Genomic DNA, 26,691 nt, shown 5'->3' with positions numbered 1-26,691 from the left:
CAGGGTGCGGAAAGCCGGAGCTGTTCACCGGCCTTCCGCACCCGGCTCCCCGCTGTGGAGCCCGACGGCGACGACCTCGCACCCGCGTACGTTTCCGGCCATACGTGGGCGGCTCAGTATGGTCGACGAGTCTCAGGGGCACCGATGCCCTCGTGCAGACAACAGACGAGACGGCGGAATTCACCCTGCTGTCGCAGGAGTTGACCGGATTCGACGCGGTGGCCCTGCGGGGCACGGGACTCGCCGGGACCTACCTGGCCGTGGCCGCCGAGCAACTGGGCCGGGAACGATTAGACCGGCTGCTGGCGGTGGGCGGAGACCCGCTCGGCGAGCTGGACGACGACCTGCGCGCTGCCGCCCGCGCCCTCACTCACCTCTGGTACACGGGTAGTTGGCCGGAACCGTCCCCCTTCGTGGTGTCGGCGCGCGCCTACGCCGAGGGGCTGGTCTGGAAGGCCGCGGGACTCGCCGCTCCGGCCACCGCGCCGGGCGGATACGGCAGTTGGGCCGCCGCCCCGTCGTCTTCCCCCTCCAGGGCGGGCTCTTTGTGAGCCGCTTCGGCGTGTACGACGTGATCGTCGTCGGTGCCGGGATCGCGGGCTCGCTCGTGGCGAAGGAGCTGGGCCACCGGGGCCGCCGGGTCCTGGTCCTGGAGGCCGGGGAGCGTGTCACCGACCCCGCGCGGGGCCACCGTGAGGCCCTCGACCGGTACGCCACGGCATCCGCGAAGGTGCCGGGCTCCGCCCACCGGCCCAACCCCGCCGCCGACTGGCCCGAGGTCACCGACCTGACGGGCACGGACGGCGCCCCCGGCTTCCGCACGGCCGGCCACCTGCTGCAGGACGGCCCGCTCCCGTACGCCAGCGGCTATGTCCGGGCCAACGGCGGCACCGGCAACGTCTGGACCGGCCTCGCCCCGCGCATGCTGCCGGAGGACTTCGACACCGAGGCCTTCGGGTACGGGCGCCGCTGGCCCCTCACCTACGACGACCTGGAACCCCATTACCGGGCGGCGGAAGGGGAGTTGGGGGTGTCCGCCGACGCCGGCGAGCAGCGCGCGCACGTCGGACTCGGCTTCCCCGAGGACTACGCCTTCCCCATGCGGCCATTGCCCCTCAGCCACCTGGACCGCCTCCTCGCGGCGAGCCTCGACGGACGGCGCGTCAGGGACCCGGTGACGCTGAACGAGGTCGAACTGCGGGTGGTCGGCACCCCGCAGGCCCGTAACAGCGTGCCCGACCCGGACCACGACGGCGGGCGCGGCTACGTCCCACGCGGCGCCCAGGGCCGGCCCGACCCCACCAGCCGGTGCGTGGGCAACGCGACCTGCATCCCGCACTGCCCCTCGTACGCGAAGTACACCCCGCTCAAGACGCAGGGCCAGTGGGGGAGTTCGGTCACCCTTGTCGACCGGGCCGTGGTCAGCCGCGTGCTCGTCGACGGGAACGGCCGCGCCACGGGTGTGGAGCACCTCTCGTACGACGGCCAGGTCACCCAGGTCCACGCAGACGTCGTCGTACTCGCCGCACACGCCATCGAGAACGCCCGCCTGCTCCTTCTCTCCCGGCTCGCCACCCGCAGCGGCCAGGTCGGCCGCAACCTGATGGACCACCCGGTGCTGCTCACCTGGGGTCTCATGCCGGAACCGGTCGACCCCTACCGCGGCCCCGGTTCCACCTCGGGCTTCGAGGGCTTCCGCGCCGGACCCGAACGGCGTGCGCGGGCCCCCTTCCGGATCGAGGTCGGCAACTGGGGCTGGGTGTGGGCCAAGGGCCCGGTGGACGGCGACGTGGCCCAACTCATCCACGACAAAGGCCTGTTCGGGGCGGAGCTGCGGCGCGCCGTCGGGGACCGGGTGCGCCGCCAGTTCACGTTCCAGTTCGAGATGGAGCAGGGCGCCGACCCCGCCAACCGCGTCACCCTCCACCCGCACGCACGCGATCAACTCGGCCTGCCCCGCCCCCAGGTCACCTACGACCTGTCGGACCACGTCAAGGAGGGCATGGCCGCCGCCAAGGGCGCGTCCGACCAGATCTTCGCCCTGCTCGGCGCCGAGGACCACACCGACTACGAGCCCGCCGCGGCCTGGCCCGGCCGCTTCGAGCACAAGGGCCGCCACTACGGCTACCGCGGCGCCGGCCATGCCGCCGGCACCCACATCATGGGCGACTCCCCGGGCACCTCCGTGGTCGACCCGTGGCAGCGGTGCTGGGACCACCCCGGCCTGTACGCCGTGGGCTGCGGCAGCATGCCCTCCGTCGCCACCTCCAACCCGACCCTGACGATGGCGGCCCTGGCCCTGCGCAGCGCCGAGCGCATCGAGGCGGACCTGGCCGAACGGGACCGCCCCGCCACCCTCACCCCAGGAGTACCCGCATGAGCCCGCTGCCCCTCCCGCCCGTGGCCGAGCCCTTCCAACTCCCCTTCCACTACGGCGCGTTGCACCACATCGGCATCGACTGGCTCACCGAGGCGGAACCGGTCCGCGAGCTGCTCGCCAAGCACCACCCCGCTCTGACCGCCGCCACTTTCGACGGCGGCCGGGCCCTGGTCTCGTTCAACTACCAGCTCTACTTCGCGCAGTACGCGTTCGGCGGGGGCGTCACCCAGGAGATCGAGTACAACGTCATCGCCTTCCCCACGGACCAGGCGGACCAGATCCCCGAGCTGACCTACGCGCAGTACGCGCAGGGCTGGGACCAGACGAAACTCCTCGGCATCGCCCGCATCCACGTCGTCTGCGACAACCCGTACGCCATCACGGCCGGCCGCGAGCTGTACGCCGAGCCGAAGTACCCGGGCTGGTTCGAGGTCGACCTGCCGTCCCTGAACGGTCCGGCGGGCGAGACCTGGACCGTGCACTGCAAGGGGGCCGAGGTGGCGCAGGACAACACCCTGGTGCATGCGGACGTACAACTGGTCTCTCTGACCGCCGAGTTGGATGCCCTGACACCCGCCCCCGCCAACAACACGCCCATCACCGGCTATGGCACCGACGCCGACGGCCGGGCCCTCGCGGGCCCCATGAACGTCTACCAGCCCTACCGCTGGTTCGACCTGAGCGCCCCGCACCACACGGACCGCGTCCACCTGACCGTCCACGCCCCCGACAGCGACCTGGGCCGGGACATCCACCACCTCCTGGGCGACACCCCCGCCGCCGGCGCCTGGACCTACCAGTCACCCCCGGTGGCCGCCCACAACCGGCCGTACTACCTGGGCCCGCAGAGCATTCCCCGCACGCCCGAGGGAGCGCGCCCGGCCTGAGTGGACGGCGTCGCCCGGCGCCCCGTCAGTTCTTGGTGCCGTCCACGATGACCGGTGTGCCGCTCGAGCTGGTGCCGCACGGTACCGCGTAGACCGGGTTGGCCTTGGCGGCTTCCTTGTACGCCTCCAGGCACTGGTTGTACAGCACCTTGTCGCTCAGCGACTTCTCGATGATCTCGTTGGCGCGGGCGATGCCTTCCGCCTCGATCCGCTTGCGTTCCGCCTCGGCCTTGGCCGTCTTGGCCGCCTCCGTGGAACGCTCGGTGGCCTGTTCCTGCTGGATCTTCTTGTCGATCTGGTCCTGCAGCTTGTCCGACGGCTTCACGTTGCGCAGGTTGACAGCGGTGATGTCGATCCCGCGCGGGGCCAGGCGCTTCTTGATGAGCGCCTCGATCTCCGAGCCGATCTGCTCACGGGCGGAGGCATAGCCTTCCTCGCTGGTGTGCTTCGCGAAGACGTTGCGGATGATCTCGCGGCTGTCCGGGAGCACCAGCCGCTCCTGGACGGCCTCCTCGCTGCCGGCCAGCCGGTACAGCTCGACGGCCTTGCCCGGTATGACGGCCCACTTGATGGTGACGTCGGCGTAGAGCACACCGCCCTGCGACGAGCGGACCTCGACCACGTCCTTGCCGTTGAGATCGAGGTCCACCGGCCGGGTGGAGAAGGAAGTGACGTCGCCGAACGGCGACTTGAAGTTGATGCCGGAGCTCATCGGCGTGCCGATCTTGCCGAAGGTCACGGGCACGCCGACCTCGTAGGCGCTCACGACGTGGATGCAGGAGAAGACACCTGCCAGCACACCGGCGACGGCGCTGAGGGCCGCCCCGAGCTTCCACTGACCGGAGCTGCGGGCACGACCGACGAGAAAGAGTGCGACGGCCGCTATGAGCAGCAGGATGGCGAGTACGAACACGGAAATCCCCCCTCGGGACACGAAGTCGCGCCGCTACGGGCGCGATCCGGCGCATCGTAGCGATCTTGACCGTCGGGCCGCCGTGACTACAGATCTTCGGGAAGGAGGGCGTCGGTGCGGTAGGCGTCGGCGTAGCCTTCGGCGACCGCGATCGCCGCGCTCAGGCTCACGCACCATCCCCTTGAGGGTGTCCTCGATCTCGTTGGCGTCGAGGTCGGGCAGGCCCAGGTCGGGAAGGTCGAGGTCGCCCATGGCGTCTGTCGGGTTCGGGTAGGGGGCACCTCGGTGTCGTTTGTCGCGACGACCCTGGCGACGGGGGTGCCGTTCTTGGTGACGGTGACGGTCTCGCCTCGGGCTGCCGCAGTACATGTTGCTACGTGAGCGGGCGGCCAGGCGTTTCCCCCGACGCCCGAACATCGCCTGAGCGGTCCGAAAATCCCAGCGGCGCGATTGACGCAGGTTCCCATCGGGGACTAAAGCGCCTCCCCGCGACACTCGCTTTAGGAGCGAGGTGGGGCGACTTGTGCTGTGACCTGCGGGCTCCCCGCCCTGAGCAGAGTCTGGGGGCACGAGCCTCGGCGTACCCCGATTCCCCGCGATTCCCGGCCCGTTCTGGCACGGATGTGGCACGACCGCTCTTCGTCCTGGAGCGGCCGCGCCGTGATTCTCCGCTGGCTGCCTCCAAAGGGGCGCGCGGCGCGCGAACCCTTTGCCGTCCGGTCACCGTGGGTCGACACCCCATATCTTGATGGGCTCGTACGCTCCATCGCGGAAGTCGAAGATAGTCACATCAGTGTCGGATATGTGCCGGAAATGGCCTCCGTAGCCGGGCTGCGCGATGTGTGGGGCGAGCAGGTCCAACAGTCCCCGGAGGTAGAGCATGGAGTCGTCGATCCACTGGTTGCGTGCAAAAAGTTCCCATTCGTGCCTCTCCCCGGAACTCGTGAACTCTTGCACCTCGCGGCGCAGAGACACGACGTCTCCACCGGGCATCCGACGGTTCTCGTAATTGTCCGGGACGAGCAGTGGGTACAGATACTCGTCTTGGTCGTCGAGACCTTCGGGGAACTCGGCGTCCATGCCCAAGTGCCACCGCAGAGCGGCCATGACCCATTCGGGGGTGTCGTCGCGCAAGTAGCAGGAAAGGACGACCTCGTAGCGCTCACTCATGGACGGCATTGTGCACGGTAGGACTGACACCGCCACGACGGTCGGGCTTCCACGTGCCCCTCGATGCGAACTACGGGCGGGTAGGTCGCTGCGGTCATCCGTCCTGGTCACACGGATGCTAACGGTTGGAGAAGGTCACCTGAGGTCGACACGGTTGCTGTGCTCCTCTGCTGTACCGCAGTCGGATCGGCTTGCGCTGAGAATGATCAGTATGAAAGGAGGTTGCTGTGGTTCGACTCGCCGTAGCGATCAGTGCTTGCTCGCTGATCGTTAACATCCTCGCCCTGGTCACACGCTGACAGAGCGGGCTCATCGTTCTCTGGCCGGAGAATGATGGGCCGTCACGGATGATACTCGGCGGGTCAGTTCACACGCGATCAACGGAGCGACTTTGGCCGGGAGCTGCTTTGGGGGGAGTGATCATGGCCCCGTAAGCTTCCGGCGCGTCCGGCAGTCTGTTGACCTGCCCGTTAAAGCACGACGTTGGGGCCATGATCTTCGAGGCTCCCCCAAAGTGGCTGGCTAAAGTCGCGGAGTTGATCGCCCCAGCCACCCACGATCCCGCCCACCACGGCCCGCGTGATCCAACGAAGCCCAAGCCGTCGCGCACCTGCTTGTGGAGCACAAAGCGTCTGTTGGTCCGTGGCGGCACCGTGCGTGCGGGCCTGTGGGCAATGCCGTCTTCCCCCAGGGGCGGGCCTGGTGGCGTGGATCAAGGGGTGGGGAATCGGGATCGGTCCGGTGCATCGGCCCTCGGCGGGGATCGGAGTGTGAAGCGTGATCATCCCGGGGCATCGTGTGGCGCGGGGCCGGGGCCGGGGCGGCGCGGTGCCGAAGGCATGGAGCGAAGCCCCGAGCCCGCGCCGGCCCCGTGGGGGCCGGTGGGGTGTGATCAACGCAGCGACGGTCGGAAGCCGGAAGGGACAGCGCGACCGGATACCGAAGGCAAGAGACCCCCGACCCAAGAGCCATGGCGCCGTGGGACCGTGACCGCCGGGGACGGAGGCTGCCGCCCTGGGGGCATGTGAAGCATGGGAGAGCTGAGGTTCCCATGGGTGAGCTGTCGAGTCCTGTTATTCCAAGGTGCGCGACGGCTTGGGCTTCGTTGGATCATGGGGGCCGTGGTGGAACGGGGTCACCCCTCCCCCGCCGGAACGGCGGGGCTTGATGATCCGTAAGGAGCGTGGTGATGTGGCACCGTAGTGGCATTTCTGGCACGGGTGTGGCACGTCCGTGATCATGGCAAAGGGCCAGTTCGAAGGGATCATGCCCCTGAACTGGCCCTTAGTCGTGTGCCCCCGGCAGGATTCGAACCTGCGACACCCGCTTTAGGAGAGCGGTGCTCTATCCCCTGAGCTACGAAGGCCGGGGCTTGTAGAAAACCTTGGAGAAAACCCAGCGAGTGGATCTTCGGCCTCGGTGTACAAGCCCGCTGGTCAGTGGGGGTGCGCTGGTGCTCGCTTCGGTTTCCCGGGCAGGCATCCGGCGCGACCTGGCCGCTGACGTGAACAGCCTAGCGGATCGCGGCGGAGCGGAGGTGTGGAGTACGGGGGGTGCGGTGTTGTGAAGGTCTTGAGCTGCGGTTTTCTATGCAGGGGTGGCCAGTTTCTCGCTCACGCGGCATGGAAAGATCCCGATACAACAACTCGATCTCACAGAGGGGCAGTTGAAGCGAGCCGGACTGCGAGTCGTCGACTGGGGTGTCCCGAAGGGTGAGGTCGGAGGTCGGAGGCCGGCGGTCACGGAACGGACCGTGACCCTTCCAGCACCACCTTGACCAGCGCGAGATACCCCGGCCAAAGCCCTGGCGGGCCCCGGGTGGCTGACCCGGGAGCAAGATCCCCGACAGGGTCACGTTCGGGGATGGATCCTGATCCTTCGAGGGACGGTGCACAGTCGGCACTGCGGCCCCAGGCGGCGGCCGTCCGCCCTCGACAGGAGGCGACGGGCCGCCGAGCAACGGCATCCAACGCCGGCAACAGGCCGCATGTCGTCCCAGGTCACCGGAGCGCCGGTCCTGCGGTCGGCCTTCCACCGGAAGCTGCTCCTGCTCTACAGGGGATGAAGCCCGCGAGCCGCAGGGCGAAGAGTTTCCCCGTGTCCGTTGAAGGGGGCTGGCGGACGCGATATCCAGTTCCTTCGACACGCGAACGAGCTTGCGGGCCCTGCCGGGCAGCGACGACCTGCCGCAGAGCAACGGCGTGGACCCGCTCGAAAGCCCCGGCGGAAGGCATCGAACGCCGCTTGGGTGAGCCGGGCGCGTACGGCGGCTCGTGCGGCGGCCCGTGCGATGTCCCGCTTGCCCCAGTCCACGGCTGCCCCGACCGCCCGTGCACCCGCCGTTTCCCTTGGTGTTACTCATGCGTACGCATTCCTCAAGTGAGGCGTGTACACGCTTGCGGAGCATTGTCGTGCGTGTGAGACTCAGTCTCATGAGCGTGCACGTGCATCACATACAGGTTGAGGAGTAGGCCATGAGGGGACTGAAGGGCAAGCGCATCGTCGTCGCCGGTGGAGCCACCGGGATCGGGGCTGCGACGGTTGAGCGGCTGGTCGAGGAAGGTGCCTCGGTCGTCGTCGGTGACATCAACGTCGCGGGCGCGGAGGCAACAGCCAAACGGGCGTCGGAGAACGGCGGCGTGGCGATACCGGCCGCGTTCGATCTGTCCGACGAGGGGTCCATCCAGGCGCTGATCGACGGTGCCGTGTCCGAACTGGGCGGTGTCGACGGGCTGTTCAACGTCGGTGCCGACGTGTCCGACGCCAATCTCGGCCGTGACCTGGACCTTCTGGAGATGGATCTGGGGGTGTGGGAGCGCACGCTGGGGGTGAACCTGACGGGCTACGCCCTCGCCGCCAAGGCGGCCATCCCGCACATCCTGGAGGCGGGCGGCGGCGCGATCGTCAACACGTCCTCAGGCGCGGGCTGGAGCGGTGCGCGGGTACGGCCCGCGTACTCGGCGTCGAAGGCGGGCGTCAACGCGCTGACCCGGCACATCGCGACCCGCTGGGGCAAGGAGGGCATCCGCTGCAACGGGCTCGCGCCGGGCCTGGTCATGGGTGAGACTCAGATCCGGCAGGCCAACAAGGAGATGCAGGCCCAGGCCCTCGCCGCGGCCCTCAGCCCGCGCCTCGGCAGGACCGAGGACATGGCCGGCATCGCCGCCTTCCTCTTCTCCGACGACGGCGAGTGGATCAACGGCCAGGTCTGGTCGATCTGCGGCGGCATGCACCTGCGCGGCTGACCCGTTCAGAGAAAGAAGAGTCCCATGAAGTCCTTCCTCTCCTGGACGGTCCTGACCGTTCTGTTCCTGGCCGGGCTGTCCGCCACGCTGGCCCCCGGCCCTGTTCTCGGTGATCTCGAAGGTACGCAGAAGACCGCGGCCACCATCGGAGCGGCGGTTCTCTCCCTCGTGGCGGGCGTCACCCTGTTCCGGCGGGAGCCCCTGAAGTCGTTCCTCGGCTCGCCCCCGGTGCTGTGGTTCCTGTTCCTGTTCAACCTCGCCGTGGCCGCGATCGCGCCCTTCGCCATCGGAGGCGCCAAGGGGATCGGTATGGCGATCGGCATGGGAGTGGTCTCGCTGGGGGCGGGTGCCGGCCTGCTCCAGACGAGAGGCAAACGGCGTACCGAGCGGGCCTGACGCGCGCGCAGGGGGCAACAGGGGCCAACCGCGGGGCCGGAACACTCCGGCCCCGTTCCGCTTGATGGTTCTGGCTTCGCCCTTGGCCCGCAGCGCCGACAGCTGGTGTAGCGGGCTACACCATCGGCTCGGGAGCTCGCTACCTCGTGGCGCCGGGCGGGCGACGGAATCGTAGAGGACAGAGATTCCGAGAGCGCCGAGGCTCTCCGTCAGCTCCCCGTCCCGAAGGAAATCCCATGCCGTCGATGTCGCCCCTGGCCCGCGTGAAGTCGTTCATCTCCGATCTGTTCCTCTGGTCGTTCTTCGTGGTCGGCCTGGCCGCGAGCATGGGTGGGGCGGGTGCGGTCCTGGACGGGACGGCGAAGACCGTGGCGACGTTCGGCGGTATCGCCGTCTCGCTGTTCACGGGTTCGAAGATCACGAAGAAGCCGAAGATCAAGGCGTTCATGTCGTCGCGGCCGGTGCTCTGGTTCCTGTTCCTGTTCAACGCCGGTGTGGCCGCGATCTCCTACTTCACGATGGACGGCGCCAAGGGCATCGCGACCGCCGCCGGTATGGGCCTGGTGTCGCTGGGAGCGGCGGGCGGCCTCGTGTCGAACTACCGCAACGCAGGCCGGGCAACCCCCCAGGAGCCGGTGCACGAGGCTCCCTACCAGCAGTTCGGCCATGAGGCTGAGGCCCAGTATCCGCAGCCGGTCCATGCCGGCCCGTACCAGGAGCCCGCTTACCCGGGGCCGTACCGGCAGCCGGCCTACGGCGACCCCACCCAGTACCGGCAGCCGTACCGCGGGACCGCGAACCGGCCGGGGGACGACACCCACTGGGTGTGAACGGACAGCACCTGCCCCCCGGAGAACCAGCGAACGAGAGAAAGCGAACCCCTCCATGGCCACGATGAAGTCCCTCCGGACCAGCGGTGTAGACGAGGTCGAGGTGGTGGACGTCGAACGGCCCCTTCCCGGCCCCCATGACGCCCTGGTACGCATCCGAGCCTGCGGCATCTGCGGCACCGACGTGGGCTTCCTGCACGCGGGCGGCATGCCCGCCCGCGCGCACCTGGGCGGGGAGATCGTCCCGGTGCCCCTGGGGCACGAACCGGCCGGTGAGGTGGTCGAGGTCGGCGCCGAGGTCAAGGGACTGAAGGCCGGGGACCGTGTCGTGATCGACCCGACCGGCCACCCCTCCGGCCTCATCGGCTGCGGCGGCGCGCAGGGCGCCATGAGCGAGTACGTGCTCGTCGAGAACGCGGCGGTGGGCCGGAACCTGGCGGTCTTCCCCGACCATCTGCCCTTCGCGGTCGCCGCGCTGAACGAGCCGATGGCCGTGGCCCGGCACGCCGTCAACCGCTCCGCGGCGAAGCCCGGGGACAAGGTGGTCGTCTTCGGCGCCGGGCCCATCGGCCTGGGCGTGGCGATCTGGCTGAAGCTGCGCGGGGTCCGGCACGTCGTCGTCGCGGACGTCATCCCGTCCCGGCTGAAGAAGGCGTTGGCCGTGGGGGCGGACGCGGTCGTCAACTCGGCCGAGGAGGACGTGGTCGCCCGGCTGACCGAACTGCACGGCCAGGCCGCCAACGCGCTGGGTCAGCCCCGCCCCGGCACCGACATCTACATCGACGCCGCCGGTGTTCCGGCGGTCTTCAACACCGTGATCGCGGGCGCCAAATGGCATGCCAAGCTGGTCATGGTCGCCGTACAGAAGAAGGGCGCCGACATCGACCTCGGCGGAGTCCTGCGCAGTGAGCTGACCCTTGTCGCCTCCCAGGGCTATCCCACCGAGATCTTCGAGGTCACCCCCGAACTCGCCGAGCACCACGAGCGGTTCGAGAAGCTGATCAGCCATCGTGTCCCGTTCGACGAGGCCAAGCACGCTTTCAAGCTGGCGCTCGCCCCGGGGGCCGCCGAGAAGGTCGTCGTCACCTTCGACGACTAGGCGAGCAGCGTACGGCCCCGGGGAAACGCCCGCGGGCCCTGGTGCCGACCGCAGGTCCGCACGCTCGCGGTCCCCCTGCCGCACAGAAACCCACGCCATGATCGACAACCTGAACCGCTTTCTGCTACGTCACCCCCGCATCGTCGACACGACGCTCGTCACCCTTCTCCTCGCCTGCTCCTATCCCGCCGGCACCATCACGTTCCAGGGACACGACCCCACCGTCCCCTGGTGGCTGGGCCTCCTACTGTCCGGCGTCTCCTGCGTCGCCCTGCTGTCACGCCGTGCCCGCCCCCGTACGGCGGCGGCCGTGGCCCTCGGCTGCGCCATCGCCGCGGTCGCGCTCGGCTACCTCGTCACACCCCTCCTGCTGGGGCCCCTGATGGTCGCGTTCTACGCGCTGGCCGTCCGCACCGGCCGAAGGACCGCGAACGCCTTCGCGTTCACCGGCGTTGTGCTGCTGACCTACACGGCGCTGATCGTCGGCCCGGTCGGCTTCCCCGATGTCCTGGAACTGCTCAGTCCTGCCTTCTGGCTGCTGCTGCCCACCTCCCTCGGCACCACCAACCGATTGCACCGGGCCTGTGTGCAAGCGGTGCGGGCCCGTGCCGAGCATGCCGAACGCACCCGTGAGGAGGAGGCGCGCAACCGGGTCACCGAGGAGCGTCTGCGCGTCGCCCGGGATCTGCACGACGTGGTGGCCCACCACCTGGTCCTGGCCAAGATCCAGGCTGATGCCGTCGCCCGTTTTCTGCACACCCGGCCCGACGAGGCCGAGCGGTTGGTGGCCGAACTCACGGGCACCACCGCGGCGGCGCTGCGCGAGCTCAAGGCCACCGTGGGACTGCTGCGCGAGTCGGACGGTCCGGAGGCGGAGGTACGCGAGGCGGCCATCCCGGGAGTCGCCCGCCTCCCCGACCTGGCCGCTTCCTTCGCGGGGGCCGGACTCGCGGTCCTGGTCACGGAGGAGGGACCGTCGCGGCCGCTCACCGCCGGCGCCGATCTGGCCGCGTACCGCATCGTGCAGGAGGCGCTCACGAACGTCACCAAGCACGGCTCCGGCCGTCGTGCCGAGGTCCGGCTCGCCTATGCCCACGACCTGCTGACCATCAGTGTCACCAACGACCGAAGCAGGCCTCGTCCCAACTCCCCTGGCCGGAACGGTGGTTTCGGCATCATCGGCATGCGGGAGCGGGCCCGCTCCGTCGAGGGCAGTCTCCACGCGGGCCCCCGGCCGCAGGGCGGGTTCGAGGTTGTCGCGGAGCTGCCCCTGTTGTCGGAGGCTATTGGCATGCCCATGGAGAAGTGAACGACCTCCTTGCCCACGGTGGAGCCCGCTACACCCTCACTCGGGGAGTGCGCGTCCTCGTGCCGGCGAGCGTGCGGCGAGATCGTTGGAACCAGCCGATCACTCAGGTCCGCAGTTCTCCCGCCGGAAGGAACCCGCCATGACACCGCCGCTCTCCTCCAAGCCGGGAACGGAACTCGCGGCGCGGGGCACGGAGCGGCGGGAGACCGGGGCGGACACGCGTCAGCAGCCGACCGCTCCTGGGCCGTTCGCCTCCTTCGTCAGGTTCGTGGGGTGCGGCGGTGGCGTCGGACTCGCCTGTGGCCCGGCCGTGACGGCGCTCGCGCTGCTGATGCCCTGGGTGGTGGCGAACGCGGTGATCACCGTCGTATCGACCCTGCTGTGCACGGAGTTGCACGCGCGCTTCACTTTCGGGACGGGACAGCGGGCCGGACGGCGGCAGCACTGGCAGTCCGCCGGATCGGCGACGGCCGCCTACGCGATGACCTGCGCCGCGATGCTCGTGCTGCATGCCGTGCAGCCGTCCCCCGGGGTGATGTGGCAGCAGGTCGTCTACCTCGGCGCCTCCGGGCTGGCCGGGATCGGGCGCTTTCTCGTACTGCGCCTGTTCGTCTTCGCCGACCGCGGGTATGCCGGTGGGCGGCGCACCATGACCGGCCGATCCCGCGGGGCCGTTGTCCCGGCGCTGTCGTACGCCGGAAGCCCGGTCGGCCGGGCCACCTCGCCATCACCGGTTTCGACCACTGCACCCGCACCGGCCGGTTCGTGGCGCGTTCTGCCGGCCGGGATCTGACGAACCGTCAATGCCGGACACGGCAAAGGGAAAGGAAGCACGGCTGACATGAGCGGCAACGAGTTCGAGGGGCGCGGCGTGATTGTCACGGGGGCGGGCTCCGGCGTCGGGCGGGCCGCGGCGCTGCAGTTCGCGGAGGAGGGAGCGAAAGTCCTGGTCGCCGATCGGAGGCAGGAGTCCGTCCGGCACGTGGTGAAGACGATCGAGTACGCGGGTGGGACCGTCCGTGCCGTCGTGGGTGATCTCGGTGATCCGAACGTGGTGGACGAGATCGTCGGCACCGCGGTGGGCGCGTTCGGCGGGTCTGGACGTCCTCGCGCACTGCGAGCAGGTCAGGGACGGATGGGAGGCCCCGGCCGACACCGGCGACCCCGAGTGGCGACGTGTCCTTGACACCGGTCCGACCGCGCCCTTCGTGCTGACCCGGGCCGCGCTGCCGCACATGATCGCGAGGGAGGGCGGCGCGATCGTCTTCACCGGTTCCGCGGCCGGCCTCGGCGGCGGCGCGGCAGGTGCCGCTCTTACCGCCGCGGCGCATGGCGTCGTCGGGCTGGTGCGGTCACTCGCCGTGATGCACAGCGGCCACGGCATCCGCACGAACGCCGTCATCACGGGCGCCGCCGAGGCCGCTGTCCCGGTCCGCACCGGCGCCGTATCCCCGCGTGTGAGTCCTCCGTATGCCCACGCCCGCAACGGCTGCTCGATCCCCAGGCCCGACGACCAGGCCGCCGCCGTCGTCTTCCCGGTGACGGCCGCTCCCCGGCTGAGGTTGGGAACCGAGGAGAGGGTCCCGCACGCTCCATCTCGTTCGGCGGGACGCCCGGCGCGGCGCACGGAGCCGTGGGGCGGGGCCCGTCGGGCCGTCGTGGTCAGTCCTCGCGCAATGCCGCGAACGCGGCGGTCAGGAGGTCGTCCAGGTTGGCGTCGCCGTCGGATCGTGCCCACTGGGCGACCGCGATGTTCATGCACTCGATCGCGGCGGCGGCGCGGACCAGTGCGGGCAGCGGCGTCTCCTCGGCCGCGGACCCGCCCGCCCGCCGAGTCAGGGCGCGGGCCAGCGCGTCGCGCCAGAGGACCTGCTTCTCGCGGCGGCCGGCCGTGAGCGCGGGCGTGTTCTCGATCAGCCGGGCCAGGGGCAGGAACTCGCGCTGGTCCCGGCGGAAGGGCTCGAGGGTCGTGGACATGGCCTGCTGCAGGGCTGTCCAGTCGTCCTGGTCCGCGGGACACGCCAGCAGGGCCTGTTCCGCAAGCTCGTCCTGTGCGTCGAAGGAGCTGAGGATCGCGTCCTCCTTGGACGTGAAGTAGCGCAGGAACGTGCTGCGTGACACTCCGGCCGCAGCGGAGACCTCGATGACGGTGACCTTGTCGAAACCTTCGCGGCGGAAGAGGTCGAACGCGACCTCGGCGAGCCGGGCCCGTACGGCGGCCCGCGCGATGTCCCGCGTGGTCGTCATCCCAGGGGCCGTCCGCGAGGTGCCCGTCGGGCGCGGCCCCGCAGTGTTCGACGACGTGTGCGCTGCTTCACTCATCCAGCAATTGTACTCATACGCGTAATCGAATCATGGGAGCGTATGCGGATCACTGCCACGTATATGAGACTTGGTTTCATAGACGTGTACGTGCATCATGATGGGGTGCGACACACCGTGAAGGGAGCGGGCTGGATGCCTGCCCGTAGCAGAACTGCCGGCGGGACCGGCCTGTGGATGTCGGTGCAGCGTGCGGCGTGGGCCACGGTCCACCTCGTCGTGTCCGCGGCGATGGCGTTCGGGATGTGGATCTTCATCACCGTGCTGGAGATCACCGCGATCGGCGTGGTGGCGGTCGTGGGCGTCTGGCTGCTGCCCGAGACGGTGCTGATCATCCGGCGCATCGCGGGGGCCAAGCGGAGCCTGACCGCCCGGTGGACCGGTGTGAAGATCCCCGAGGCCTATCAGCCCATCACCGGGACCATGCGGCAGCGGATCGTCACGGCCGTACGCGATCCCGGCACGCTCGTCGACATGCGCTGGATGGTCGCCTACTGGTTCTACGGCGCCCTGCTCGGCCTCGCCCTGCCGCTGTGGCCCGTTGGACTGGTCGTGGACGGCGTGCGGTGCGGGCTGCTGCGCCGGGGGCCGGTCGTCCTGCCGCTGATCGTGCGCATCGCGGATCTGGAGGCCGACTGGTCGACCGCGCTGCTCAAGCCGTCACCCAAGGCCCAACTCGCCGCCCGGGTCGAGGAGTTGGCCGCGACCCGCGCCGACGCGATCTCCGCGCACGGCGCCGAACTGCGCCGTATCGAACGGGACCTGCATGACGGCGCGCAGGCGCAGCTGGTGGCGCTGTCCATGCGGATCGGGCTCGCCAAGCGCGCCTACGGACGTGATCACGACACCGCTCTCAGGCTTCTCGACGAGGCCCAGGAGCAGGCCGAGAAGGCGCTGACGGAGTTGCGCCAGGTCGTGCGCGGCATCCATCCGCCGATCCTGAGCGACCGCGGGCTGGTCGGTGCCGTGCGGGCGCTTGCCGCGAGCAGCGGGCTGGGGGTGACGGTCGAGGACGACGGTCTGGAGGATGGTGTGCGCGCGCCCGCGGCGGTGGAGACGGCCGCCTATTTCGTGGTGGCCGAAGCGCTGACCAACGTCGCCAAGTACAGCGGGGTCTCCCGTGCCGAGGTGCGGCTCGTCAGGTTCCGGCGCGGGCTGCGGATACGGGTCCGGGACGAGGGCCTCGGTGGCGCCGACGAGGCGGGCGGCTCGGGGCTGCTCGGCATGCGGCGGCGGGTCGCCGCGCTCGACGGGTCCATGGAGGTGTCGAGTCCCGTCGGGGGGCCGACCGTGATCGAGGCGGAGCTGCCGTGCGTGTGGTGATCGCCGAGGACAACGTCCTCCTGCGCGAGGGCCTGGTCCTGCTGCTGACGTCGGCCGGGCACGAAGTCGTCGCGGTCGCCGGCACCGGCCCGGAGACCCTGCCGGCACTGCTGGAGCACCGGCCCGACATCGCCGTACTCGATGTACGCATGCCACCGGACTTCCGGGACGAGGGGCTGCGGGCGGCGCTGGAGGCGCGCAGGGAGATCCCCGGGCTTCCGGTGCTGGTGCTCTCGCAGTACGTCGAGGAGTCGTACGCCGCCGAACTGCTCGGCGGTGGCAGCAGCGGGGTCGGCTATCTGCTCAAGGACCGGGTGGGGCGGGTCGACGAGTTCCTCGACGCGCTGGAGCGGGTCGCCTCCGGGGGCACGGCGCTGGACCCCGAGGTCGTCACCGAACTCCTCACCCGCCGCAAGGACTCACCCCTCGACTCGCTCACCCCGCGCGAGCGCGAGGTCCTGAAGCTCATGGCCGAGGGGCATGACAACGCGACCATCGCGGGGACCCTGGTCGTCACCGAACGCGCCGTCCACAAACACATCGGCAACGTCTTCCTGAAGCTGGGCCTGCCGCCGAGCGACAGCGGGCACCGGCGAGTCCTCGCCGTGCTGGCCCAGCTGACCCACGCGCCCCAGGACTGAGCGTCTACGACGACGTCCGCAGCGCGTGCAGCACGGCGGTGGACATGCCGCGTTCCCCGCGCTCGTTCGGGTGGACCGGGGCCGCCGGGCTGCTGGGGATCAGCGGTTCGATCCAGCGGGTCTCCTCCGCCGAGCAGGCGTTCCGGCCCTCGGACGACGTGTACGTGTCGACGTAGTTCATGCCGGCGGCCTCGGCGCGCTGCCGCAGCATCGCGTTGAGCCGCTGTTCCTGTTTCCGCAGGAAGGTCACGTCACCGGGTGCGAGCGACATCTCCCGGCCGCACTCGGCGCTCTCCGACGGCAGGATCGCCGGGTAGCCGACGACGTACACCCGTGCCTCGGGAGCGCGCCGTTCGATCTCGTCGAGCGTCTTGGCGAGCTTCCTGCCCGCGGCCTCGGTCTTCTCCTCTATTCCGGCGCCGTACTTCCGGGCGCAGGGCGCGTCCTCGGGCGCGAACGAGCTCGTGAGGTCGTACAGCATCCCCATGCCCACGCATTTCTTGATCATCGAGGCGAAGCCGATGTCGTTGCCGCCGATCCCGACCGTGACCAGGCGGGTGTCGTGGGACAGCGCGGCGAGCTGGGCCGGGTTGGTGCCGTCGTCGGTGGACTGCCGCCCGGTCAGGTCGGCGAGGGTGGCTCCGGAGCAGCTGACGTCCTTGAAGTCCCCTGCCTTCAGGCCGAGTCCGGCGGCGACGAGGGAGGGGTAGTTGCGGTCGGAGCGGTCGCAGCCCGCGGGTTCGTTGTTCTGGTCGGGGATCTTCGGGCCGGCGGTGTAGGAGTCGCCGAGCGCCACGTACGGCCCCTTGAGCGCGGTGGTCGAGGCGGCCGGGTCGCTGTCGTCGTGGCGTGCCACGCCGACCGTGACGGCCAACGCGCCGCAGGCGAGCACGAGTCCGGTCGTGAGAGTCCGCAGGTGAGTCGTCATCGAGGTGTCCTGTCCTCATCGAAGTGGCTGTGCGGCAGGGCGAGCGGCGCGGGGAGTCCGGGGAGCGGCAAAGCGGGAGGGGCCGCCTTGAGCGGGCGGCCCCTCCGGTGGCTCAGTGGGCCGCGGCGGGCTCCGCGGTGTGCGGCTCGTCGACCACCGTCAACTGGGCCGGGGCGGGCACCTTCTGACTGAGCTTCTCGCCCTCGACGTCGATGTTCGGCAGGATCCGGTTCAGCCAGCGCGGCAGGTACCAGGCCTTGTGGCCGAGCAGGGAGAGGATCGCCGGGACGATCGCCATGCGCACGATGAAGGCGTCGAAGAAGACGGCGATCGCGAGTCCGAAGCCGATCATCTTGATCATCGAATCGCCCGCGCTGATAAAGCCGGAGAACACCGCCATCATGATCAGCGCGGCGGCCACGACCACCCGGGCGCTGTGCCGGAACCCGGAGACCACGGCCTGCTTCGGCTCCTCTCCGTGGACGTAGGCCTCCCGCATCCGCGAGACCAGGAAGACCTCGTAGTCCATGGCCAGTCCGAAGACGATGCCCACCAGGAAGATCGGCATCAGGCTCATGATCGGGCCGGTGGTGTTCACACCCAGCAGTTCGGCGCCGTGGCCCTGCTGGAAGACCGCGACGACCGCGCCGAGCGCCGCGAGCACGGAGAGCAGGAAGCCGAAGGCCGCCTTCAGGGGCACGAGCAGCGAGCGGAAGACCAGCAGCAGGAGCACGATGGCCAGGCCGACCACCACCGCGAGGTAGGGGATCAGCGAGTCCTGGACCTTCTGGGCGACGTCGATGTCCAGGGCGGTCTTGCCCGTCACCTCGAAGGAGGCGCCGTCCGCCTTGGCCTCGATGCCGGGCCGTTCGTCCCGGATGGTCTTGACCAGGTCCTTCGTCTTCTCGTCGGTGGGCGCGGTGGTGGGTGTGACGGACAGTACGGCGGTGTCCTGGGCCTGGTTGAAACCGGCGGGCGAGACGGAGACCACCCCGTCGGTGGCGGCCAGCTCCTTGGAGACCGTCGCTACCGCGGCCTTCGCGTCCGTCGATCCCTTGGCGTCCACCACGACGGTCAGCGGCCCGTTGAAGCCGGGACCGAAGCCCTCGGCGAGGGCGTCGTAGGCGCGCCGCTCGGTGGTGGAGGTGGACTTGGCCTCGTCGCCCGGCATGCCGAGTTGGAGGTCCATGGCCGGGACCGCGACCGCGCCCAGGCCGACCACGCCGAGCAGGAGGACGGGCAGTGGGTGGCGTACGACGACACGGGCCCAGCGGGAGCCGCCGTTCTCGGGGTTCCGCTGCTTCTTGAGGTACCGCGGGGAGTTCTTGCGGGCGCCGCGGGAGAGCACCGCGTTCGGCCAGAAGCCCAGGATCGCCGGGACCAGGGTGAGGGAGAGGAGGACGGCGACGAGCACCGCGGCCGCGGCGGCCAGTCCCATCTTGGTGAGCATCGGGATGCCGACGATCCACAGACCGGCCAGTGCGATGACGACGGTGAGGCCGGCGAAGACGACCGCCGAGCCGGCGGTACCGACGGCGAGACCGGCCGCTTCTCTCGGCGCGTGGCCCTTGGCGCGCTCCTCGCGGTAGCGGGAGACGACGAACAGGGCGTAGTCGATGCCGCAGGCCAGGCCGAGCATGGTGGCGAGGGTGCCGGTGTTCTCCGACAGGCCGAGGGTCTCGGACAGGGCCAGCACTCCGGTCATGCTCACGCCCACGCCGATGATCGCGGCGATCAGCGGCAGTCCGGCGGCGGCCAGCGAGCCGAAGGTGATCAGCAGGACGACCGCGGCGACCGCGATGCCGATGGCCTCGCCCGCCCCGCCGGCCGCCGGCTGGGCCGCCAGTGCGTCCCCGCCGACCTCTACCGTCAGACCGGCCTTCCGGGCCTGGTCGATGGCCTTCTCAAGATGCGTCTTGCTCGCGTCGGTCAGATCGTCGGCCTTCGCCTTGAACGAGACGACCGCGTACGCGGTCCTGCCGTCCTTGCTGACGGCCTTCGCCTGGAAGGGATCGGCGACAGTCGCGACCTGGGAGCCGTCGGTGGCCTCGTCGACGAGCGTCTCGACGGTCTTCTTGTTCTCGGCGGCCGTGACCTTCTCGCCGCTCGGGGCGATGAACACGATCCGGGCGCTCGCCCCGTCCGCCGCGGCCCCCGGGAAGCGCTGCTCCAGCAGGTCGAAGGCCTTCTGGGACTCGATGCCGGGCATGGTGAAGCCCTCGTCGGCCGGCGTGGGCGCCTTGGAGGCGGCGAATCCGACGGTGCCCAGTATCGCCACCCACAGCAGGGCGACGAACCAGCGCCATCGGAACGCCACACGGCCCAGGTGATAAAGGACGGTTGCCATGGCTGGGAAGCCTCCACATCAGCGGTTCAGCAAACTCAGGGAGAAAGGAAGGGGGTAGACGAGGAACCGCCTCTGTGGGGGAAGTCCTTGCTGCTCAGAGCGGCTCGGAGAGGCGTTTGTCTGCACCCCTCACGATTCCGCGAGCTGCCTGTGTGGCACGAGGGAGCACTCACCCGGACCCATGGTGTAGCCCGCTACACCATGGGGCGAACAGGACACATGCGCGTAACTTGGAAGACGAACGCGGGAAGGCCATGGGCGTCGGCGGCGCCACCGGCGTTCACGGTTCGAAGCCCGGAGGCGGGGCGGGGCTCGGTCTGTTCCGGCGGTCCTGTGGACCCCGTGGCCTCGGTTGCCCAGCCGTTTGCTGCCGCGCGTGTGCGATGGCCTCCGCCTTCAGCTCGGCAGCCGCCGGACGGCGGCGGTGACCTCGTCGGCCGAGGTGACGGTCGCCAGTGGCGGCAGGATGTGGGTGAGTTGGAAGTCGTGGATCTCGGCGTCCGGCCTCAGCGCGGTGGTGGCTCCTCCCATACAGGAGATACAGGGTAATCAATTGAAACAGCCCGGTTCCACATGGGGTATCTGCCTGCTACGGTCGATCGAAGCGAGTAATTGAATGCACTTTATTCCGGGATCGAGGAGTACCTGTGCGTTTCACCGCCGAACACCCCGTCGGGCAGCGCGGCTGCGCCCCGGAACTCCTCGGGGGTGAGGGGATGGCGGCGTTCGCGCGCGCCGCCGAGGAGGCGGGGTTCGACGCCGTCGCGTTCACCGAGCATCCGGCCCCGTCTCGCAAGTGGCTCGGGAGCGGCGGCCATGCCAGCCTCGACCCCCTGGCCGCGCTCGCCTTCTGCGCCGCGGCCACGACCAGGATCCGGCTGCTGACCTACCTCCTGGTCCTGCCGTACCGCAATCCGCTCCTGATGGCCAAGGCGGTCGCCACGGTGGACCGGCTCTCCGGCGGCCGGCTCACGATCGGGGCGGGCGGCGGCTATCTGCGCTCGGAGTTCGGCGCACTCGGTGTCGACTTCGAGGAGCGCGGGGCGCTGCTCGACGAGGCGCTGGACGTGCTGCGCGGACTGTGGGCCGGGGACGCCTTCGAGCTGGCGGGACGGCATTTCACGGCCCGCGGCCAGGAGAGTGTCCCGGGCCCGGTCCAACTCCCGCACCCGCCGGTGTGGCTGGGCGGCAACGGCCGAAACTCGCGCCGCCGGGTCGCGCGTGCGGGGCAGGGGTGGGCGCCGCTGCTCATGGGGGAGGAGTCGGCCCGGACCGCGCGCACCACCGCTCTGACGACCCCCAAGGAACTGGCGGTCGCCGTCACTGAACTGCGGCAGATGCTCAGGGACGCCGGCCGGGCCCCGGACGAGGTCGACATCCAGGTGCACTCGCCGCAGACCGACCTGGACGTCCGGAGCCAGGCGTCGAACGACGAACACTGGCGCCATCTGGACGAGTTGACCGACGCGGGCGCCACCTGGTTCGTCGTCCGGACCTCCGGCCGCGGCGTCGCCGAGGCGTGCGAGGTCCTGGCGGCGTACGGCAGAGACGTGATCGCCCGCGCCCGCTGAGCGGCGAGCGGGCAGCGGAACGAAATAGAGGATACTCAATAATCGGCTGACGTCGCAGGAACACGGAGCAGCGAATGGATCTGGGTCTGCAGGGCAAGGTCGTCCTCGTCTGTGGGGCGTCGGGGGATGTCGGCGCGGCGACCGCGGAGCTGCTGGCGGAGGAGGGCGCGGCGCTCGCGTTGACTTCCCGGTCCCCGGCGCAGCTCGATCAGCTCGTCGGCAAGCTGCGCGATCGCGGGGTGCGGGCCGCCGGTTTCGTGGCGGATCTCGCCGAGTCCGGGCAGGTCGCCGGGCTGGTCGAGGAGGTCGAGTCGGGTTTCGGCCCGATTCACGGGCTGGTGAACACGGTGGGGCCCAACATCGACCGGCCGCAGTTGTACGAGGACGACGAGGTCTGGCGTTTCCACTTCGAGAACGTGCTGATGCCCGCGGTCCGGCTGGGGCGCGAGGTGCTGCCCCGGATGAAGGCCCGGGGTGCCGGTTCGGTGGTCAATCTGGTCGCCACCTCGGCCTGCTACTACTACACGCGGCTGGCGTCCTATGCGGCGATGAAGGCGGCGGTCGCGCACGTCTCCAAGGCGTTCGCCAAGGACGTGGCGGACAGCGGGGTGCGGGTGAACACCGTGCATCCCGGCTGGATCTACAAGGAGAGCACCCGGCGGGCGGTGCACGAACAGGCCGTCGCCGAGGGCGTAGGCCCTGCTCGTCAACGGCGGCGAGGCACTGCACTGACGTGGAAGCCGGTGCCGCCCGGCATCCGCGTTCAGCGGTCCGGAGTGATCAGCTGCTGGACGGCAGGACCGTAGAGTCGCACCAGGCGGGTTCGCCCGTCACCCGTGGACGATTCGCGCTCGATGGCGTCCCACGCCTGGACCAGGCCCATCAGCTGCGCGGAGACGAGCCACGCGCGAGTCATGGCATCGGCACCCTCAAGGCGTGCGCCGAGCTCTTCCACCATGAGCCTCGACATCGCCCGGCCGAGTTCCTGCCGGATGGCCTCATGGTCCACGGCGCGCAGGAGGACCGTGAACGTCCGTCGCATCTCCGCGTGGTCAGGGGCCAGGAGATATTCGACGAGCCGCTCGCCCAGGGTTTCGAGTGGACCGTCGAGCCGCGGCGTGAAGTGGGAGTCGAACCCGATCACCCTTGCGAACAGCTCCGCCTTCGAGTGGAAGTGCCGCATGACGATCGACGGGTCGACGGCCGCGGCCGAAGCGATGTCACGGATCGACGCGCCCGAGTAGCCGCGTTCGTGGAACAGGCGGTGCGCCTGCTCCGCGATGGCGCGCTGGGTGGGTGTCACCGCTTCTCGGGCGGTGATCGACATGGCTGAGGAGGCATCCGGCACATCCGCAGCCAACACTGTTGACAAGCGCTCTGTCAACGGTGTTGGCTCCGGCTGCCAACAGTGTTGGCAGCGGTCCCGTAGCCGCCAGCCACCAACACCTTTGATCTGAGAGGAACGGACACATGAGTGGACGTCTTGACGGCCGGGTAGCGATCGTCACCGGTGCCGCCGGCGGTATCGGAGGAGGGGCCGCGCGACGATTCGCCGACGAGGGCGCTTCGCTGGTGCTCTCCGACATCAACGGCGAGGCGGTCGAGGCCGTGGCCCAGGAGATCCGCGACAAGGGTGGCCGTGCGATCGCCGTGCAGTGCGACATCAGTGTCCCGGAGCAGATCGAGGCCGTCGTCGAAGCCACGATCCAGGAGTACGGCACCGTCGACATCCTCGCGAACATCGCGCAGGGCGGTCTCAACGAACACGCCCTGCTGGAGGCGGCGACCGAGGACGAGGCCCTGACCGCGTACCGCACCGGCCCGCTGCAGAGCATGCTCTTCATGCAGAAGTGCCTGCCGTACATGAAGGAGCGGGGCTACGGCCGGGTGATCAACACGGCGTCCGGCGCCGCGGTCAGCCCCCGACCCGGATTCTCGACCTACGCGATGGCCAAGGGCGCCGTCATGGCCCTCACCCGAGTCGCCTCGCAGGAGTGGGGTCAGTACGGCATCACCACCAACACGTTTCTCCCGGTCGGCCGCAGTGACGCCTTCAACCTCACCGAACAGGGGCGCCAGGCGGCCGCGATGATCGAGTCGCACAGCCCGATGCGCCGCTTCGGCACGCCGTACGACGACGTGGCGCCGCTGCTGGTGTTCCTCGCCAGCGAGGAGTCCGGCTACATCAACGGCCAGGCGATCGGAGCGGACGGCGGAATCACCTTCATCGCCTGACCCTCTCGCGCCCCGGCGTCTGATCGCGCGGTGGAGAAGACCGCGTCGAGGATGGTGCGCAGGCGGTCGACGGGATCGGCGAACCGACCCCTGAAGCAGTCCTCCAGCCAGACCCGGAACGCGGCGACCGTGCAGGCGACGAGCAGTCGGCGGGACCACTCGTCCGGATCGGCGCCGGGGTGCCGGCCGACGAGCAGGCCTGCGATCTCCTGCTCGTGCTCGGGGCGGCCCAGGTAGGCGGCGAGGATGTGGTGAGAGCGCTCGGCGACCGGACGGAGCGCGACGAGCGGATCCCGGTTGTCGATGGTGAGGCGAGCGAGAGCCGTCATGGCGCCGTACAGCACTTCGACGTCGGACTCGCCGGGCGCCGAGGCGCCGATGTGGTCGGCGACGACCTTCGCCATCCGGGGCAGCGGCTCCGCAAGGAGGACGTGGTCGCGGAGCCGATGCGGCGCATGGCACGGCTGATCGCCGATCACGTCATCGGTGCGCCGCCCGGGAAGCAGGACGTCGAGGTGCTGCGGACGGCGATCCTGGCACCCGGCCGGCTCGTCGTCGAGCACAGAGACGCGGTCCCGGGTGCTCTCGGAGGTCGTCCGCCACGCCGTGCGGTTGAGGACGAAACCGGCCGTGGCCCGGGCCACCCCGGCCTCCCGGGCGACGTCCACGGCCGTCGCCCGCCGCGTCGCGTCCGTCCCGATCGCCACTCCGCCGAGGGCCCGCCGGCACCGCGGCCGCACGGCCACATGCTGATCCGCACGCTTGCGGTGCCCGATCCCGAGCAGGACCCGGGGCCCGTACGCCCCCAGGCTCAGTCGGACATCCCGGCCCCGATTCCCGCGTCCCGGGTGTTGGTCAGGAAGCGCGTGCCGGGCAGGCTGCCGTCCCGGTGGCGGGCGGCCGTCGTGTCCGCGGCGTCGGTGAGGCGGAGTGCCGAGGTCGTCCAGCCCTGCTGGTCCCAGGAGTTGCCGGTGTGCCGTGCCGTGTCGCCCAGCCACGAGTCGGGGTGGTTGGCCAGCGCGAGGTCGCGCTCGAGGGTCGCGGGGGAGTGGACGAAGGCGAAGCCCGCCGCGCCGTTGCGGTAGGCCGTGTCGTCGGTCAGCCGTGGGGCGCCCGTGGCGCCGTACTCGGTGAAGCCGAAGCCGGCGTTGTCCCAGGCCGCGCTGTCCGTGACGAGCTGCGTGGCCTGCGCTGTCGTACCGCCGCCGAGTTTGAAGCCGCTGCCGCCGGCCGAGAAGTTCGCGGTGCCCCAGCGGTTGACGCCGTTGCCGAAGGACCAGGTGTGGTCGATGGTGACGGCACCGAGGAACGTGCTGATGTCCATGCCGTCGCCGGAGTTGTCGTAACTCCGGCATCCCCGGATCGAGTTGCCCGTGCCGGAGCCCTCCCCGAACAGAAGGCCGTCGGCGCGGCCGCCGGTGGAACCGGTCTCGTGGTTGTCGTGGAAGTCGCTGTCGAGGATCTGGTTGTCCCGCGTTCCGGCGCCGCTCAGCAGCAGTCCGATACGGCCGTTGTCGTGGACGTCCAGCCGGGTGAAGGCGTCGTCGTGGCAGGACTCGCAGGCGTACGCGACATCGGGGGCGTGGACGATCTCCAGGCCCCGGACCGTCGTGTACGCACCGCGCTGGGTGAGGAACCAGGCGCCGGACGGGAGCCGGGAGCCGTCGAACACGGGCCGTTCGTCACGGTAGTTGCTCACCGTGACGCGCCGGGCCGCCGTACCGGACGTCTTGAGGGCGACCGTGCCGGTCGGGCGGTAGGTGCCGCCGCGGACGGCGACCGTCTGGCCGGGCCGGGCCGCGGCCGCCGCCCGGGTCAGGGTGGCGAACGGGCGGGCCAGGGTGCCGGGAGCGTCGTCGTTCCCGTCGGGGGCGACGTAGTAGTCGGCGGTCGCGACGCCGGAGTAGGCGCGGGCGGCCGGCTTCGGGGTGGCGGACGGCGCCGGCCGGGAGGCCGCGGGGTGCACGGCGCTCGCCGCCGGGGTGGGGCCGGGTGCTGCCGGAGCGGCGTGCGGCTGGGGGACGTACTGGTAGATCGCGAGGCCGGCCACGGCGGTCAGGGAGACCGTGGCGGCGGCGATCGCGGCGGACTTGGCCGGGAACAGCCGGTGGACGGTGTGCCACAGCGAGGACAGCAGGCCGTGGGCCGTGCCGTGCCGGGCGACCAGGGCCGGGACGCCGGTCGCCAGCCCGACCGGGACCGCGAGGCCGCCGAGCCGGATCGGCAGGTCGTCGACCGAACCCCAGGAGCTGACGGCGGCCTGGCAGCGCGGGCAGTCGGCCACGTGGCGGCCGAGCCGCGTCAGCACCCGCGCTCCGGGCGCGTCCGGCAGAGCGGCCAGCTCGGGGCAGCGCGGCCGGGCCCGCCACGCGCCGAGCACACCGACGGCGAGCTGGAGCTTCGCCTTCATCCGCTGGATGCGTACGGCGGTGTGCGCGACGCTCAGGTCCAGCGCGTCGGCGACCTCCTGGCGGCTCAGCTGCCCCGCGGCCTCCTGCCACCACAGGGCCATCGTCCGGCGCTGGTCGTCGCTGAGCCAGCGGCCGGCCTCCAGCAGATCGCTGCCCGCCCGGGCCAACGTCTGCCGGTCCACGGCGAGTTCGGCGAAGTCGGCGGACGTGTCGGGGACGTCGTCCGTTTCGGTCAGGGCCCGGTGGTGGACCTGGGCGGCCTTCTGCCGGCGGCCGTGGTCGTGCATCTGCCGGACGGCGATGGCCACGAGCCAGGACCGGAACCGCTCGGGTTCCCGCAGCCGGGGGAGCGCCCGCAGCGCGCGCAGCATGGTCTCCTGCACGACGTCGTCGACGTCCGGGTGGCCGTGCAGCCCGCGCCCGATCACGTTGTAGACCAGGGGCAGGTACTCGTCGAACAGGGCGGCCTGCGCGCGGGTGTCGCCGGACCGGGCGGCCTCGACCAGCCCGGTTCCCGACGGCCGCGCGGCCGGTCCGGCCGCCGGGGGCGGTGCCGAAGCCTTGCGCAAGGCATCCTCACAGAGTCATCACGAAGTCGTCGCTCGGTGGCGGCGGTCATGATGGCACGCATGGTCGAAAGGGTGTGAACCGGCCCTGGTCCGGGGTGGCTTCGGGAATTCGTGT

General features: G+C 70.3%; 24 protein-coding genes, 1 tRNA gene and 1 pseudogene. 16 read left to right on the top strand and 10 right to left on the bottom strand.

The window, feature by feature from the left end; genetic code table 11:
• The first annotated feature begins 152 nt into the window (after positions 1 to 152).
• The 3 genes from ACQEWB_RS21005 to ACQEWB_RS20995 are packed head-to-tail and all read left to right on the top strand — an operon-like array spanning position 153 to position 3,267.
• Positions 153 to 551 carry a hypothetical protein gene (locus tag ACQEWB_RS21005; RefSeq protein WP_432833203.1) on the top strand — a complete coding sequence of 133 codons (399 nt, stop codon included), beginning with the start codon at positions 153 to 155 and terminating at the stop codon, positions 549 to 551.
• On the top strand, positions 548 to 2,380 hold the full coding sequence (locus ACQEWB_RS21000; RefSeq protein WP_432833201.1) for a GMC family oxidoreductase: 1,833 nt from the start codon (positions 548 to 550) through the stop codon (positions 2,378 to 2,380). Before ACQEWB_RS21005 ends, ACQEWB_RS21000 begins: the two co-directional genes overlap by 4 nt.
• Positions 2,377 to 3,267, top strand: coding sequence for a hypothetical protein (locus ACQEWB_RS20995; protein WP_432833199.1), 891 nt, complete (start codon positions 2,377 to 2,379; stop codon positions 3,265 to 3,267). Before ACQEWB_RS21000 ends, ACQEWB_RS20995 begins: the two co-directional genes overlap by 4 nt.
• A gap of 25 nt (positions 3,268 to 3,292) precedes the next feature.
• Here the strand turns inward: ACQEWB_RS20995 and ACQEWB_RS20990 are convergent, their stop codons facing one another.
• The 3 genes from ACQEWB_RS20990 to ACQEWB_RS20980 all read right to left on the bottom strand — a co-directional run bounded on the left by ACQEWB_RS20990 (position 3,293) and on the right by ACQEWB_RS20980 (position 6,716).
• Positions 3,293 to 4,180: a prohibitin family protein gene (locus ACQEWB_RS20990; protein ID WP_432833197.1), complete on the bottom strand. Its 888-nt coding sequence runs from the start codon at positions 4,178 to 4,180 to the stop codon at positions 3,293 to 3,295.
• Between the two features lie 720 nt (positions 4,181 to 4,900).
• A complete protein-coding gene (locus ACQEWB_RS20985; protein WP_432833195.1) occupies positions 4,901 to 5,350 on the bottom strand; it encodes a hypothetical protein in 450 nt (149 codons plus the stop codon).
• A 1,293-nt stretch (positions 5,351 to 6,643) separates the two neighbouring features.
• A tRNA-Arg gene (locus tag ACQEWB_RS20980) sits at positions 6,644 to 6,716 on the bottom strand.
• 1,108 nt (positions 6,717 to 7,824) lie between these two features.
• Here ACQEWB_RS20980 and ACQEWB_RS20975 point away from each other — a divergent pair.
• The 8 genes and pseudogenes from ACQEWB_RS20975 to ACQEWB_RS20940 all read left to right on the top strand — a co-directional run.
• A complete protein-coding gene (locus ACQEWB_RS20975) occupies positions 7,825 to 8,595 on the top strand; it encodes an SDR family NAD(P)-dependent oxidoreductase (RefSeq protein WP_432833193.1) in 771 nt (256 codons plus the stop codon).
• A 24-nt stretch (positions 8,596 to 8,619) separates the two neighbouring features.
• Entirely contained in the window at positions 8,620 to 8,991 is a 372-nt protein-coding gene (locus tag ACQEWB_RS20970) for a hypothetical protein (protein WP_432833191.1), read from the top strand.
• A gap of 236 nt (positions 8,992 to 9,227) precedes the next feature.
• Positions 9,228 to 9,821, top strand: coding sequence for a hypothetical protein (locus ACQEWB_RS20965; RefSeq protein WP_432833189.1), 594 nt, complete (start codon positions 9,228 to 9,230; stop codon positions 9,819 to 9,821).
• A gap of 55 nt (positions 9,822 to 9,876) precedes the next feature.
• Entirely contained in the window at positions 9,877 to 10,920 is a 1,044-nt protein-coding gene (locus ACQEWB_RS20960; protein WP_432833187.1) for a zinc-dependent alcohol dehydrogenase, read from the top strand.
• 97 nt (positions 10,921 to 11,017) lie between these two features.
• Positions 11,018 to 12,229: a sensor histidine kinase gene (locus ACQEWB_RS20955; RefSeq protein WP_432833185.1), complete on the top strand. Its 1,212-nt coding sequence runs from the start codon at positions 11,018 to 11,020 to the stop codon at positions 12,227 to 12,229.
• A 139-nt stretch (positions 12,230 to 12,368) separates the two neighbouring features.
• Positions 12,369 to 13,022 (top strand): GtrA family protein, encoded by a 654-nt coding sequence (locus ACQEWB_RS20950; protein WP_432833183.1) that lies wholly within the window; start codon positions 12,369 to 12,371, stop codon positions 13,020 to 13,022.
• Positions 13,023 to 13,070: 48 nt separating this feature from the next.
• Positions 13,071 to 13,415: an SDR family NAD(P)-dependent oxidoreductase gene (locus tag ACQEWB_RS20945; RefSeq protein ID WP_432833181.1), complete on the top strand. Its 345-nt coding sequence runs from the start codon at positions 13,071 to 13,073 to the stop codon at positions 13,413 to 13,415.
• A pseudogene (locus ACQEWB_RS20940) lies at positions 13,327 to 13,593 on the top strand (SDR family NAD(P)-dependent oxidoreductase); the annotation flags it as partial. The gene ACQEWB_RS20945 and the pseudogene ACQEWB_RS20940, both read left to right, overlap by 89 nt.
• Before the next feature lie 298 nt (positions 13,594 to 13,891).
• Here the strand turns inward: ACQEWB_RS20940 and ACQEWB_RS20935 are convergent.
• Entirely contained in the window at positions 13,892 to 14,551 is a 660-nt protein-coding gene (locus tag ACQEWB_RS20935) for a TetR family transcriptional regulator (protein WP_432833179.1), read from the bottom strand.
• Positions 14,552 to 14,686: 135 nt separating this feature from the next.
• On the opposite strand from ACQEWB_RS20935, the gene ACQEWB_RS20930 reads away from it, so the two are divergent.
• Both ACQEWB_RS20930 and ACQEWB_RS20925 read left to right on the top strand, forming a co-directional pair.
• Positions 14,687 to 15,874 carry a sensor histidine kinase gene (locus tag ACQEWB_RS20930; RefSeq protein ID WP_432833177.1) on the top strand — a complete coding sequence of 396 codons (1,188 nt, stop codon included), beginning with the start codon at positions 14,687 to 14,689 and terminating at the stop codon, positions 15,872 to 15,874.
• Positions 15,862 to 16,515 carry a response regulator gene (locus ACQEWB_RS20925; protein WP_432833175.1) on the top strand — a complete coding sequence of 218 codons (654 nt, stop codon included), beginning with the start codon at positions 15,862 to 15,864 and terminating at the stop codon, positions 16,513 to 16,515. The genes ACQEWB_RS20930 and ACQEWB_RS20925 overlap by 13 nt, the downstream gene beginning before the upstream one ends.
• Before the next feature lie 4 nt (positions 16,516 to 16,519).
• Here ACQEWB_RS20925 and ACQEWB_RS20920 read toward each other — a convergent pair whose 3' ends face one another.
• The 3 genes from ACQEWB_RS20920 to ACQEWB_RS20910 all read right to left on the bottom strand — a co-directional run bounded on the left by ACQEWB_RS20920 (position 16,520) and on the right by ACQEWB_RS20910 (position 20,321).
• Complete coding sequence (locus ACQEWB_RS20920) at positions 16,520 to 17,443, bottom strand: SGNH/GDSL hydrolase family protein (RefSeq protein WP_432833173.1); 924 nt, start codon at positions 17,441 to 17,443, stop codon at positions 16,520 to 16,522.
• Positions 17,444 to 17,555: 112 nt separating this feature from the next.
• On the bottom strand, positions 17,556 to 19,790 hold the full coding sequence (locus tag ACQEWB_RS20915; RefSeq protein ID WP_432833171.1) for an MMPL family transporter: 2,235 nt from the start codon (positions 19,788 to 19,790) through the stop codon (positions 17,556 to 17,558).
• A gap of 396 nt (positions 19,791 to 20,186) precedes the next feature.
• Positions 20,187 to 20,321, bottom strand: a complete 135-nt coding sequence (locus tag ACQEWB_RS20910; protein WP_432833169.1) for a hypothetical protein — start codon at positions 20,319 to 20,321, stop codon at positions 20,187 to 20,189.
• A 116-nt stretch (positions 20,322 to 20,437) separates the two neighbouring features.
• On the opposite strand from ACQEWB_RS20910, the gene ACQEWB_RS20905 reads away from it, so the two are divergent.
• Positions 20,438 to 21,361 (top strand): LLM class F420-dependent oxidoreductase, encoded by a 924-nt coding sequence (locus ACQEWB_RS20905; protein ID WP_432833167.1) that lies wholly within the window; start codon positions 20,438 to 20,440, stop codon positions 21,359 to 21,361.
• A gap of 74 nt (positions 21,362 to 21,435) precedes the next feature.
• Positions 21,436 to 22,167, top strand: a complete 732-nt coding sequence (locus ACQEWB_RS20900) for an SDR family NAD(P)-dependent oxidoreductase (RefSeq protein ID WP_432833165.1) — start codon at positions 21,436 to 21,438, stop codon at positions 22,165 to 22,167.
• Here ACQEWB_RS20900 and ACQEWB_RS20895 read toward each other — a convergent pair.
• Positions 22,125 to 22,745, bottom strand: coding sequence for a TetR family transcriptional regulator (locus ACQEWB_RS20895; RefSeq protein WP_432833163.1), 621 nt, complete (start codon positions 22,743 to 22,745; stop codon positions 22,125 to 22,127). The genes ACQEWB_RS20900 and ACQEWB_RS20895 overlap by 43 nt on opposite strands.
• An 86-nt stretch (positions 22,746 to 22,831) precedes the next feature.
• Here ACQEWB_RS20895 and ACQEWB_RS20890 point away from each other — a divergent pair, with 86 nt between their 5' ends.
• Positions 22,832 to 23,596 (top strand): SDR family NAD(P)-dependent oxidoreductase, encoded by a 765-nt coding sequence (locus tag ACQEWB_RS20890; protein WP_432833161.1) that lies wholly within the window; start codon positions 22,832 to 22,834, stop codon positions 23,594 to 23,596.
• On the opposite strand, the gene ACQEWB_RS20885 is transcribed toward ACQEWB_RS20890, so the two are convergent.
• Together ACQEWB_RS20885 and ACQEWB_RS20880 are read right to left on the bottom strand one after the other, a co-directional pair.
• Positions 23,542 to 24,336, bottom strand: a complete 795-nt coding sequence (locus ACQEWB_RS20885) for a hypothetical protein (RefSeq protein ID WP_432833159.1) — start codon at positions 24,334 to 24,336, stop codon at positions 23,542 to 23,544. The genes ACQEWB_RS20890 and ACQEWB_RS20885 overlap by 55 nt on opposite strands.
• Before the next feature lie 71 nt (positions 24,337 to 24,407).
• Positions 24,408 to 26,576 carry a sigma-70 family RNA polymerase sigma factor gene (locus ACQEWB_RS20880; RefSeq protein ID WP_432833157.1) on the bottom strand — a complete coding sequence of 723 codons (2,169 nt, stop codon included), beginning with the start codon at positions 26,574 to 26,576 and terminating at the stop codon, positions 24,408 to 24,410.
• Between the last annotated feature and the right edge of the window lie 115 nt (positions 26,577 to 26,691).

Source organism: Streptomyces sp. CA-249302, from assembly GCF_050936785.1.
Taxonomy (GTDB): Bacteria; Actinomycetota; Actinomycetes; order Streptomycetales; family Streptomycetaceae; genus Streptomyces.
Note: the sequence above shows the minus strand (reverse complement) of the source record. Positions and strands in the feature narration are given on the sequence as shown.